The following is an 11,529-nucleotide window of genomic DNA, read 5'->3' as shown; positions in this document are numbered from 1 at the left end:
GAACAAGCACAAGGGGCTTCAGCAGTTCTTCAAGTGGCTGATGCTGGACGAGGAGGAGATCGACCGCTCGCCGATGGAACGCGTCCGCCAGCCCAGGACCGTGAAGAAGCTGATCCCGGTCATCCGGGACGACGACACCAAGAAGGTGCTGGCCGCCTGCAAGGGCAAGGCGTTCCTCCAGCTGCGGGACGAGGCCATCATCCGCCTCTACTACAACACCGGCGCCCGCCTGTCCGAGGTCGGCAACCTCACCCTGGAGGACATCGACCTGGTCACCGACTCGGTGCACTACCACGGCAAGGGCAGCCGCGACCGCCGGGTGCGGTTCGACCCGAAGACGGCGCGGGCGGTGAGCCGGTATCTGCGGGCTCGCGCCAAGCGCAAGGGCGCCGAGCTGCCGGACCTGTGGCTGGCCGAGCGCGGCGGGCGGCGGCTGGCGCCCAACGGCATCAAGATCATGATCAAGCGGCGCGGCCTGTCCGCCGGGGTGAAAGGTGTGCATGCGCACCGGTGGCGGCATAACTTCGCCCACGAGTGGAAGCGGGCCGGCGGTGACTCCGGCGACCTGATGCTGCTGATGGGCTGGGTGTCGGAGGACATGCCCCGCCACTACGGCGCCAGCGCGGCCGCCGAGCGCGCCCAGGAAACCCACCAGCGGATGGGAATCGGCGAGAATGTCTGAACGCTTCACCCGCACCGCGCTGGAGCCTGGCGGTACGTCGGACGGCGCGGCCACGGTCCGGGCGGTGACCGGCATGATGGCGGCCGTCGTCAGCCTGACCTTCCTCTTCGGCTTCGGCAACGTATGGAACCTCGCGCTGCGAATGGGCGTACCCCCGTGGGTGGCACCGCTGGTCGCGCCCGCGGTCGACCTGTCCATCCTCGGCCTGCTGCTCGGCATCCGCCACCTCGCCCTCCACGGCGCGCCAGTGGAGGGATTGCGTCCGGCGCGGCGGCTGCTGGTGCTCTCCAGCGGCATGACCCTGGCGCTGAACACAGCCGACCCACTGATCGCGGGCGCCCTGGGGAAGGCCGCCTTCGATGCGGTCGGCCCCGTCCTCCTGATCGGATGGGCCGAAGTCGGGCCCGGACTCCTCCACGCACTCGCCACCACAAACCGGCAAGGCTCAGCGACACGCCAGCCCGCGCCGCCACCGAATGAACAGGATCCCGGTCAGACAGCGGTTTCACCGAACGACGACCGGACTGTGAATCCCCCTTCCGCCGCTACGGCGGGGACAGGACAGCAGCCGGACGGTGATGACCTGCTGGAGCGGGCTCGGCAGGAAGACGCCCGTCATTGGGAGACCTACCAGCGGCCCATCTCGGCGGAAACGCTGCGGAAACGGCTCCACGTCGGCGCGGCACGCTCACGCATGCTGGTGACAATGATCCGCACCGACACCAGCTCCTTCAAGCGTGCTGACCAGACGCACGACACCGGGGAAGGCCTCGGACAGCGGGAAGTGTGAACACCCAGCCGACGCTGTCCTGCTCGGACTCGCTTGAGAGGAGCTTCAGTTCCCGGTCTTCCTTGCTGACAGGTGGAGGAGGATGTCTCGTGGAGGGTGCTGCCGAGGCGATCGTGTCGGCGTATGTTGAGGCGGGCTAATGTGTCCGGGTCGTCGATCGGCGGGGGCAGGGGCTGTAGCGGTCTGGCGTTCGCGATGCCCTGGTGTGGTCGGTGTCCGTTGTAGAACTGCTCGAACTCGCGCAGGGCGTGGAGCAGATGTGGCTGGTTCCAGATCAATGTCCGGTCCAGGAGCTCGCGGCGACAGGTCTGTATCCACCTTTCCATGATCGAGTTCATCCTCGGTATCTGGATGCCGCTGAGTACGACGTCGATCCCCGCGTCCTTGAGGACGGCATCGAAGAGGGCGGGGAACTTCCCGTCCCGGTCCCGGATCATGAACCGTGCCCGGTAGCCGAGGTCTTCGAGGTCCATGACCAGGTTCTTCGCCGCTTGCGCTACCCAGGAGGCGGTCGGCTGCGTGGTGGCGCCCAGGACGCGGATCCGGCGACTGCCGTGTTCGATCACCACGAGCACGTACATCCGCATCCCCGACAGAGTGATGGTCTCCAGGAAGTCGCAGGCCAGCAGGGCATCAGCCTGGGAGCGGAGGAAGGTGGCCCAGGTACTGGAGTTCCGCTCGGGTGCTGGGTCGATGCCGGCCTCCTTCAAGATCTCCCAGATGGTGGACGCGCCCACCTTCACCCCCAGCACAAGCGGCTCGCCGTGCAGACGCCTGTACCCCCAGCTCGGGTTCTCCTTCGCCAGCCGCAGCACCAGGACGCGGATCGAGCGCACCGTGCGCGGCCGTCCCGGATGCTTGGGCCGGCAGGAGGCGGCATGGCGGCGCGCGATGAGGGTGCCGTGCCAACGCAGCACCGTGTCAGGGCGTACAAGCAGCCGTAATCTTCGCAGGACGTGCAGTGATAGCCGGTGCAGCAGCGCCGCCAGGAACGCCCGATCGCTGGGCGTGAACCGGACCTTGCCCTTGCCGAGTTGACGTTCCAAAACGGTGACCTGGTGGCGCAGCGCGAGGATCTCCGCGCACTTGTCCCGGTCGGTCATCGGCAGCAGGCGAAGCATCGCGAACGCGTTCGTCACGCCAAGGTAAGCCAGTCGCAGCAGCACGGTCGATCATCTTGCCGCGATGAGCGCCAGCCTCGCGAGAGCGCCTGTTGTGGCGACTTCGCCGGTCGACCTCCCGTACACCGCGCGCACCACCTCCCACCAGGACGGATGACATTTTCGGCAAGCGCAGGGCCGGCGTGGCCACGACGACTGTCCCGGCAACAGTGCGAAGCGCGTGAAATGTGAGTTCATCCCGTCCTCCCTGACACGGGAGCCAATGCCCCGATTGTCCAACGCGGGAGCGACAGTAGATATACAGGCCGTGTGTTCGACGGCGAGCGGCGGTGATCAGACCCTGGCGTGCGGCCGCCTCCGGACCCGCGGTCACATGATGCGCTGACCGAAACAAGCGGCGTGGAGCTCTTACGAGAACGAAACACCGGAGCAAGGCACAGGCCATCGGGATCCGTAGTTTTGAGCCATCGAAATTTTTCGGTAGAGCGAAAAACCGCGAGGGGCGAGGATGGTCGCGAGTGCCGCATGGAGCGCCGGTGACAAGACCGGCAATGCTTCTGACGAGGATCTGCTGCTCAAGGTCGGAGCGAAGATCCGCCAGTTGCGCAAGCAGCGCGGACTCTCCCTGCAGGCCCTGAGTTCAGGATCCGGGGTGAGCATTGGTGTGGTCAGCGAGATCGAGCGTGGAATCGGGAATCCGTCCTTCAACACGCTCACGCAACTCGCCCACGCACTGGACATCTCGGTCAGGCGACTCTTCGACATTCCCGAGCAGCATTCACCGGTGGTGCGCAAGGCCGACCGGCGAGCGTTGGATGCTCGTGACGGCATCGAAGGCGATGCCCGACTGGAGATTCTCACGCCATCGCTCCAAGGCGCCCTTGAGGCGGTCTGGGTGACGGCTCCGCCGGGTTATGACACGTCAGCGACGCCCTTTTCCCATCCGGGAGAGGGGTTCGGGGTCGTGCTGTCCGGTCGGCACGAGGTCTGGCTGGACGGTACCTGCCATGTACTCGAAGCCGGTGATTCGATCTCTTACCAGTGCATGACTCCGCACTGGTATCGCAATCCTGGGCCGCAACCCGTCGAGGCCCTCTGGATTGTCACCCCGCCAACCTTCTGATGTCAGCTCCTGCAGGTAAGGAAACCGATGACATGCGCAGTCGCGTTCGCACCCCCGTTCTCGCCCTCGCCACCGTAACGGTCCTCACTTTGAGCGCATGTGGCGGCAAGGCGCCCGCCACGTCCTCGGCCGCCGGTTCGAAACTGCCGATCGGGATCTTCGTCGACAACGCGTTCGGCGACGGTGACTTTTTCGACCAGGCAGCCGCCGCCGAACGCCCCTTGCGGAAGAAGCTGGGAGCGAAGGTCACCACCTACGAGGGTCGCCTCCAGGCTCAGAACTTCGAACCGCTCCTCCAGGACGCGGCGAGCGCGAACAAGCTCGTGTTCGTCCTCGGCTTCGAGGCGATCGACGCGGTGCGGAAGGTGGCCAAGGCCAATCCCAAGACCACTTTTGTCTTCGTGGATGGTGTCGTCGGAGGCGGCGATGTGGTGTCAGCGCAGTTCAGGACCGCGGAGGGCTGCTTCATGGCAGGGGCGCTCGCCGGGGTGGCCAAGGAGAAGGGGAAGGAGCCGCCCGCCGCCGGGTTCATCGGCGGGGTCGATGCCCCGGTGGTTCAGCGCTGCCGTGCGGGGTTCGTGCAAGGGGTGAAGAAGCTGGCCCCCACCATGGCCGTGAAGTCGAAGTTCGTCGGTTCGTTCACCGATCCCGCCAAGGGGAAGGAGAACGCGCTGACGCTCGCCGATCAGGGTGCCTACGCGATCTTCTCCTATGCCGGGTTGTCGGGCGCCGGCGGTTTCAACGCGGCGAAGTCGGGGGCGTCGGTGTCTCCCATCGGCGTCGTATCGGACAAGAGCAAGCTGGCTCCGGGAAAGGTACCGGGCAGCCTCATCATGGGGGTCGACAGCGTCATGATCTCGCTCGCCCAGCGATACCAGAAGGGAGGTCTCAATAAGGGTGCCGGGTTCAATTTTGGCCTGCGCGACGGAGGTTGGAAGATGGTATACGATCAGGCGTTGACCGACGGGGCCACTCGAAACAAGCTCGACGGCATCCAGAAGCAGATCGTCGCCGGTGACATCAAGGTCTCCGACCCGGGGATGCGATGAACGGCGAGCCCCTGCTCCGGCTCAGCGGCGTTTCCAAGGCATTCGGTGCGGTAAAGGCGAACGACGCGGTCGACTTCACCCTTGAGCCCGCTCAGATTCATGCTCTTGTGGGCGAAAACGGAGCCGGCAAGACGACCCTCATGCGGATCCTCTACGGCGTGCACCAACCGGACTCCGGCACGATCGAGATCGCCGGGTGCCAGACGCATCTGCCCTCGCCCGCGGCCGCGATCGAGAACGGTATCGGCATGGTGCACCAGCACTTCATGCTCGTCCCGAGTTTCACCGTCGCTGAGAATGTCACGCTCGGCGCGGAATCGGGTAAGCCGGGGCTTTACTCCGCGGCGCGCGCGGCGAAACGTACGCTGGACCTGGCGGCGAGACTCGGCCTGGCCGTTGACCCCGAGGCGATCACCGGAACCCTGACGGTCGCCACGCAGCAGAAAGTCGAGATCCTCAAGGTTCTTCACCGGGGCGCCCGGATCCTGATCCTCGACGAGCCGACCGCGGTGCTCACTCCTCAAGAGACACATGAACTGTTCACGCTGCTCCGCAACCTTGCCGCCGAGGGGACCGGAATCATCTTCATCTCCCATAAGTTGCCCGAGGTGTTTGCCATCGCTGATCGGATCACGGTGCTGCGCCAAGGGCGCACGATCACCACCGGTGGAAGGGGGGAGATCTCAACCGAGGCCGTCGTGGCCGCGATGACCGGCAGGTCCGATGTGAACCTCGGGCGCGTGAAGCGTTCGGGCCGCAGCGACGCACCGGCCGTGCTGGAGGTGAAGGAGTTGTCCACCGACCGAACCGTGTCGGACAGCCCCCTGGACCAGGTATCTCTTACCGTGTATGCCGGTGAGATCCTCGGTGTCGCCGGTGTCGAAGGCAACGGCCAAACCGCGCTGGCCGAAGCCCTGGTCGGGCTGACCGCCGCGCGATCCGGTGTGATCCTGCTGGGCGGTGAACCCGTAACCGATGACAACGTACGGCGCCGCCGGGACCGCGGCCTGGGCTTCGTCCCCGAGGACCGGCACCTGCAAGGGCTGCCCCTGCACGGCTCGGTCACCGAAGCCACCGTCGCCGGGCGGCTGCGCGGAACCGGCCGCTTTGCCACGCTGGCGCCGGCGCTCTCCCGAGGGCGGCGGGTCTGGGCAGAAGCGGTGATGGACAAGTACGCCGTCACGGCGGCGGACAGCAGCGCCCGGTGTGACTCCCTCTCCGGTGGCAACCAGCAGAAGATCGTCCTGGCCAGGGAACTCGAAGACAACCCCGCCTGTCTCGTACTCGCGCAACCCACCCGGGGCGTCGACATCGGTGCCATCGAATTCCTGTACGGCAAGGTCGCGGAAGCGACCCATCGCGGCTGTGGAGTCCTGCTCGTCTCCGCCGATCTCGACGAGATCTTCAGGCTGTCCGACCGGATCGTCGTGCTGTTCAAGGGGCGGGTCGTGGCGGAGCTGTCCACCCTCACGACCACACGGGAAGAGATCGGCCGACACATGATGGGCGTGACGGCATGACCACCCTCGAAACGAAACCCACAGCCCTTCCGCACCGCCTCGCCCTCCTTGCCAGGCCCGTCGGCCGCACCGGGTTCGCCGTGCTGACCGGGGTCCTGCTCGCGATGGGACTCATCGCGCTCCAGGGCTACGCGCCGATGCCCACCATGTTCGCCGGTCTGCGATACGCGCTCGGAGATGCCGTCGCCGTCTCGCGTACGCTCGCCTGGGGCCTGCCCTTGCTCGTGACGGCGCTGGGTGTGGCCTTCGCGTTCCGGGCGGGGATGTTCAACATCGGTGCCGAAGGGCAGCTCTACGTGGGCGCGATGGCCGCGGCCATCGTAGGCGCCTACATCGGCCCGTTGTTTGCCGGGCTCCACCTGCTGCTGTGCCTGGCCGCGGCCGCGCTCACCGGGGGTGCCGTGGCGGCTGGTCTCGGCTGGCTACGAGCGCACTGGGGCGTGGATGAGGTCCTGTCCACGCTGTTGTCGAATTACCTGCTGGTCCTGTTGTGCACGTATCTGGCGAACGGTCCCCTGCGCGACCCGACGCGACAGAGCGGAAGTACCAGGGAGGTGCACGATTCGGCGATGTTCCCGGTGATCGTGGACCAGACGCAGCTCACCGCGGGGCTCTACGTCGTCGCCGCACTGGTGCTGGCGACGTGGTGGCTTTCGGAACGGTCGATCGCGGGATACCGGTGGCGGATGACCGGATCGAGCCCGGGCTTCGCCGCCGCCATGGGCATCGACATCGCGCGTGCTCGCGTGACGTCCATGGCGGTGAGTGGCGCGCTGTGCGGGCTCGGCGGCTCCTTGCTGGTGAACTGTTCGCAGGGGCGGTTCTGGACCGAGATCGGAACCGGGATCGGGTGGGACGCGGTCCTGCTGGCCCTTGTCGGGCGGTCGCGCCCGATCGGAGTGCTCGCCTGGGCGGGTGTGTACTGCGTCCTGCGGGCGTCGGCCCGCGGCGTCGAACAGGTGACCGGCATCCCTTCGGAACTTTCCTCGGTGCTCATCGCGGTGATCATCGTTGCGGCCGTGGCCCGCTCCGGGGCGATAGGACTGATAACGGACTGGGCGCGTCGCTGGCGCGCGGTGCGGGAGAAGCAGCAATGAACGCCATCGAAGCCTTTCTCGCTTCAGGAATCCGTTTCACCACACCGATCCTCCTGGCCGGGTTGGGCTGTCTGGCCACCCGCTGGACGAGAGATCTCAACGTCGGCTTGGAAGGCGTGATGCTGTTCGGCGCCTTCTTCGGCGTCGTCTGCGGCTACCGGTTCGAATCGGCAGCCGTGGCGATCGTGCTGACCAGCGCCCTCGGCGCTGTGGCGGGCCTGGTGTTCGGCATCCTGGTCGCCACACTGCGCGCCAACGCCTTCGTCGTCGGGACCGCGCTGAACGTCCTCGCCGCAGGGGCCACCGTCTACCTGCTTCGCACCTGGTTCGGGGTCAAGGGTTCGTTCGGCGACGAGCGCATTCCCTCGCTGCCCGCCGCGCGATGGGGAGTTATCGGCGACATTCCGTTGATCGGCCCGGTGCTGTCCGGCCAGTCGCCGCTGACCTATCTGAGCTGGCTGCTGGTCGCGGGCATGGCCTGGGCGGTGCGCCACACGGTGATCGTGCGCCATCTGAAGGCCAGCGGCGAACACCCCGAAGCGTTGCGCGCCGCCGGCGGAAACGTCATGCGCACCCGCATCATCGCCCAGGTCTGGTGTTTCACTCTGTGCGCGCTCGCGGGCGTGCAGCTCAGCCTCGGCCAACTGACACTGTTCACCGAGGGAATGACCAGCGGCCTCGGATTCGTGGCGCTCGCCGCGGTGATCTTCTGCCGTGGCAACGTGTTGCTGCTGGCTGTCATGTCGGTGGCGTTCGGGTTCAGTTCCGCCCTCTCAGTGCGGTTGAACACCTCCGTAATGGCGCCCCAGTTCGCCCAGATGCTGCCGTACGCCGTGGCATTGGTCGGCCTGATCGTGCTGTCCCGCCGTTCCAGGACAGCCGACACCCGCATTCTCACCCCCAGTCAGGAGAACTGAATCGTGAGATTCGTCGACCTCGACCCCTCCGATCTGGCACTCTTCGCACGCGCCGGTGAGGTGCTGAGAGCGTCCCATCACGCCGAGCGGCACCAGGTGGCAGCCGCGATGCTGGGTACTTCGGGCCGGGTCCATGTCGGACTCCACCTGGGCTCCCGTCGGGTCAATGTGTGCGCCGAATCGTCCGCGCTGGCCAGTGCGCGCATCGCGGACGAGACGGGAATCGTCACGGCTGTCGCTGTGTGCCTCGGCGAAACCGGGATCCCGCAGGTCACCAATCCGTGCGGGGTGTGCCGCGAACTGATGGGCGCCTACTGCCCCGAAGCCCGGGTACTGCTGGACGTGCAGGGCGAGGTGCGCAAGGCGGTGGCCGAGGATCTCATGCCGCTCCCGTGGTTGCGTCCCGAGGAAACAAGCTGGACGGTCATGGCGCCTGCCCTCCGGAAGCGCACCGACTGATGATGCCCATCACAGACATCGCCGTCATCACCCACGACCTGCCCAGGGCGATCAGTTTCTACACCGAGAAGCTGGGGCTCACTCTCGCCCATCGGATGGAGGGCTTCGCTGATTTCCGCGGTCTCGGTATCGCACTCGCCGTCTGGGAGGCGGACCATCTCCGCGCGACAACCGGTATTCCTGCCTCAACCGGAGGCCACGGACCCGCCGCCATGATCGCCGTACGCCTGGAGGCACCGTCGGAGGTCGACCAGCGCTTCGATGAACTGCGGCGCACCGGAGTCGAATTCCACGCCCCACCGAAGGACTATCCGTGGAACGCCCGATGCGTCTACTTCATTGGCCCGGACAGCGAACTGTGGGAACTGTACGCGTGGTACGACGGCGGCGAACCCGGCGCGGTCGATACGGGCGGCAGGCCGACCAGCGAGCCGTTCTGAGCAGGGCAGATGATGTATCGGCCCCCGCCATGCCGATACTTTCCGTCGCCCGCGACAGAGCCTCCTGACCGCGAGGGGCCCGTTCCCTGCGGGCCGCGGCAAACTGCATGGACTGGCGGGAGCGTGGCTTCCCGAAGGGTGTCTTTATTGCCGTACGGTGGTTGACCTGGGGATTTGCCATCGCTCAAGTATGGGCATGATCAGTGATCGTGGGTCTGCGACTGCTGTACCTGGTCTTCTGTCGGCTGCTGGGCTGCTTCCTTTTGCTGGGCCGATCGACCGCCGCGAACAACGCCGAGATCCTCGTGCTTCGTCATGAGGTCGCTGTGCTGCGCCGGCAGGTAGAGCGGCCGCGGCTCTCATGGGCTGATCGTGTGCGCTGGAAGTGGCGCCAGACGATGGTCAGATCGGGTCGTCCACCATTGCCGGAAGGGACAGTTGCGCTCATCCAGCGCCTGGCGAGAGAGAACCCGACCTGGGGATACGTCGGGATCCAGGGTGAACTGCGACGGCTTGGCCATCGGGTTGCCGCCGCCACGATCCGGCGCGTCCTGCGCCGCTCCGGTCTACCGCCCGCACCGCAGCGCGCCTCCCAGCAGACGTGGCGCTCCTTCCTCCGCGCCCAGGCCCGCACGTTGCTCGCCTGCGACTTCATGCACGTGGAGACCGTCTTCCTCAAACGCCTCTACGTCTTCTTCATCATGGAGATCGCGACCCGGCACGTCCATGTCCTGGGCGTCACCGCCCACCCACCGGCGCATGGGTCACCCAACTCGCCCGCAACCTGCTCATGGACCTCGAAGACAGAGCTGGGTGCTTCCGGTTCCTCATCCGGGACCGGGACAGCAAGTTCACCGCCGCATTCGATGCCGTCTTCGCCGACAACGGTACAGCCGTCATCCCGACTCCGCCGCAAAGTCCCCGGTCCAAGCGTTCGCCGAACGATGGATACGCACAGCCCGCGCCGAATGCACCGACCGCCTCCTCATCACCGGCGAACGACACCTCCGTGCCGTCCTCACCACGTACGCCGAGCACTACAACACTGGACGGGCCCACCGCAGCCTCGACCTACGCGCCCCGGACGACCACCCCAGCGTCATCCCCCTGCCTGTTGCCGTAGTCCGACGGCGACAGCTACTCGGCGGCCTGCTCAACGAGTACCCGACCACGCCACCCCAACGACTTCTCCATCCACAAGAAACACCCAGATCAGCCGCCTGATCGGGATATTGACACCCTTCAGGCGTCCTGCCCCAGGTGAGGCTGCTGGCCGAATGGCCCGACGGCGAGGAAGCACCGACCCGGTTCTGGCTGTCGGACCTGCCCGACGACACCCCGATCCCGGAGCTGGTCCGCCTGGCAAAGATCCGCCGGCGGATCGAGCACGACTACCGCGAACTCAAGCACGGCCTGGGCCTGGATCACTTCGAAGGCCGCTCCTGGACCGGCTGGCATCACCACGTCACCCTGGTCACCGCCGCCCATGCCTTCCTCACCGAACAGCGGCCGACCCCAAAAGCCCACACACGAGGCTCACCCTCTACCAGATCCTCGACGCCCTCCAGGACCTGCTGAACTGCTGGACCGGCATCTGCAACACCTGCCACCAACCCCTGCCCAGCAGGACCACACCAAGATCAAGACCGACCTAACGGAGTCCTAGTAGAACCGGCCTCGTTCGCCATACGGAGTGCCGACCAGACCCGGTAGCGGACGCGCCCGGCGCCCTGACGCCTCGCTAGGTTCTCAAGACTCCGGAGGGTAACTCATCACAAGGATCGCGCGCCCGCTGTCCCGGCCGGCCGCGTATACGTGTGTGACACTGCCGGTGAAGTAGGCCGTGTCACCCGCGTGAAGAGTGACGAGATGGCCTTCGGGCCCGCACAGCACTTCGCCGGCGACGCAGTGGACGACTTCCCGTGTTCCCGCCCCGTGGGGCTCGCCCTCGAAGTGCGTACCGTCGGGCAGGTCGAGTTCGAACACTTCGGTTCGGTGATGCGAGGTGTCCGTGTGGAGCAGACGGCTCCGCATACCTTTGGCCGACTTCACCACCGGCCCTTCGGAGGCTCGCAGCACCCGGACGGGTGCTGGCTCTGGGCCCTCGATGAGTTGGCCGACACTCAGTCCCAGTGCGTGGCCCAGGCGCCACATCGTCTCGAGCGACGGATTGCCTTCGCCCGCCTCGATCCTAGCCAAGCTCGTCTTGGACAGCCCCGTCGCCCGCGCGAGGTCTCCGAGGGAGAGGCTGTGAGCCTCACGGTGGCGGCGGACCGTGTGGGCGAGGTTCTGTGCATGGGCGGTTATGGACTGAAGCTCCATCGTCCCCTT

The 11,529-nt window shown here is 66.4% G+C and carries 10 protein-coding genes and 3 pseudogenes; 11 read left to right on the top strand and 2 right to left on the bottom strand.

All coding sequences use genetic code 11. From position 1 onward, the window contains the following. Nucleotides 1–682: tyrosine-type recombinase/integrase (locus ACFXB5_RS38645; RefSeq protein ID WP_385217332.1), on the top strand; the 682-nt coding region annotated here is incomplete at its 5' end. A gap of 64 nt (nucleotides 683–746) precedes the next feature. Then, on the top strand, nucleotides 747–1,472 hold the full coding sequence (locus ACFXB5_RS38640) for a SpdA protein (RefSeq protein WP_385217329.1): 726 nt from the start codon (nucleotides 747–749) through the stop codon (nucleotides 1,470–1,472). Nucleotides 1,473–1,558: 86 nt separating this feature from the next. Here the strand turns inward: ACFXB5_RS38640 and ACFXB5_RS38635 are convergent. Further along, nucleotides 1,559–2,638, bottom strand: a pseudogene (locus ACFXB5_RS38635) (integrase core domain-containing protein); the annotation flags it as partial. Between the two features lie 463 nt (nucleotides 2,639–3,101). Between ACFXB5_RS38635 and ACFXB5_RS38630 the strand changes: the two are divergent. From ACFXB5_RS38630 to ACFXB5_RS38590, 9 genes and pseudogenes are all read left to right on the top strand, one after another. Continuing rightward, complete coding sequence (locus tag ACFXB5_RS38630; RefSeq protein WP_137977011.1) at nucleotides 3,102–3,716, top strand: helix-turn-helix domain-containing protein; 615 nt, start codon at nucleotides 3,102–3,104, stop codon at nucleotides 3,714–3,716. Next, on the top strand, nucleotides 3,635–4,765 hold the full coding sequence (locus tag ACFXB5_RS38625) for a BMP family protein (RefSeq protein ID WP_385217325.1): 1,131 nt from the start codon (nucleotides 3,635–3,637) through the stop codon (nucleotides 4,763–4,765). The genes ACFXB5_RS38630 and ACFXB5_RS38625 overlap by 82 nt, the downstream gene beginning before the upstream one ends. Continuing rightward, entirely contained in the window at nucleotides 4,762–6,285 is a 1,524-nt protein-coding gene (locus ACFXB5_RS38620; RefSeq protein ID WP_385217322.1) for an ABC transporter ATP-binding protein, read from the top strand. Before ACFXB5_RS38625 ends, ACFXB5_RS38620 begins: the two co-directional genes overlap by 4 nt. Further along, nucleotides 6,282–7,382 carry an ABC transporter permease gene (locus ACFXB5_RS38615; RefSeq protein WP_385217320.1) on the top strand — a complete coding sequence of 367 codons (1,101 nt, stop codon included), beginning with the start codon at nucleotides 6,282–6,284 and terminating at the stop codon, nucleotides 7,380–7,382. The genes ACFXB5_RS38620 and ACFXB5_RS38615 overlap by 4 nt, the downstream gene beginning before the upstream one ends. Further along, nucleotides 7,379–8,299 (top strand): ABC transporter permease, encoded by a 921-nt coding sequence (locus tag ACFXB5_RS38610; RefSeq protein WP_385217317.1) that lies wholly within the window; start codon nucleotides 7,379–7,381, stop codon nucleotides 8,297–8,299. The genes ACFXB5_RS38615 and ACFXB5_RS38610 overlap by 4 nt, the downstream gene beginning before the upstream one ends. Nucleotides 8,300–8,302: 3 nt before the next feature. Further along, a complete protein-coding gene (locus ACFXB5_RS38605) occupies nucleotides 8,303–8,758 on the top strand; it encodes a hypothetical protein (protein ID WP_385217314.1) in 456 nt (151 codons plus the stop codon). Further along, on the top strand, nucleotides 8,758–9,198 hold the full coding sequence (locus ACFXB5_RS38600) for a VOC family protein (protein WP_385217311.1): 441 nt from the start codon (nucleotides 8,758–8,760) through the stop codon (nucleotides 9,196–9,198). Before ACFXB5_RS38605 ends, ACFXB5_RS38600 begins: the two co-directional genes overlap by 1 nt. Nucleotides 9,199–9,596: 398 nt before the next feature. Continuing rightward, nucleotides 9,597–10,422 (top strand): annotated as a pseudogene (locus ACFXB5_RS38595) (integrase core domain-containing protein). A 21-nt stretch (nucleotides 10,423–10,443) separates the two neighbouring features. Next, nucleotides 10,444–10,776: pseudogene (locus tag ACFXB5_RS38590) on the top strand (IS701 family transposase); the annotation flags it as partial. Nucleotides 10,777–10,947: 171 nt separating this feature from the next. On the opposite strand, the gene ACFXB5_RS38585 reads toward ACFXB5_RS38590, so the two are convergent. Next, a complete protein-coding gene (locus tag ACFXB5_RS38585) occupies nucleotides 10,948–11,520 on the bottom strand; it encodes a helix-turn-helix domain-containing protein (RefSeq protein ID WP_385217308.1) in 573 nt (190 codons plus the stop codon). Nucleotides 11,521–11,529 lie beyond the last annotated feature (9 nt).

This window comes from Streptomyces sp. NPDC059455, from assembly GCF_042750115.1.
GTDB classification, from domain to species: Bacteria; Actinomycetota; Actinomycetes; order Streptomycetales; family Streptomycetaceae; genus Streptomyces; species Streptomyces endocoffeicus.
The sequence above is the reverse complement of the archived record's forward strand: the minus strand, read 5'-3'. Positions and strand labels throughout refer to the sequence as shown.

Bases quoted from the DNA above. Each gene is read 5' to 3' on its own strand.
- ACFXB5_RS38630 (WP_137977011.1), top strand. From the start codon at position 3,102: ATGGTCGCGAGTGCCGCATGGAGCGCCGGTGACAAGACCGGCAATGCT.
- ACFXB5_RS38620 (WP_385217322.1), top strand. From the start codon at position 4,762: ATGAACGGCGAGCCCCTGCTCCGGCTCAGCGGCGTTTCCAAGGCATTC.
- ACFXB5_RS38615 (WP_385217320.1), top strand. From the start codon at position 6,282: ATGACCACCCTCGAAACGAAACCCACAGCCCTTCCGCACCGCCTCGCC.
- ACFXB5_RS38610 (WP_385217317.1), top strand. From the start codon at position 7,379: ATGAACGCCATCGAAGCCTTTCTCGCTTCAGGAATCCGTTTCACCACA.
- ACFXB5_RS38600 (WP_385217311.1), top strand. From the start codon at position 8,758: ATGATGCCCATCACAGACATCGCCGTCATCACCCACGACCTGCCCAGG.
- ACFXB5_RS38585 (WP_385217308.1), bottom strand. From the start codon at position 11,520: ATGGAGCTTCAGTCCATAACCGCCCATGCACAGAACCTCGCCCACACG.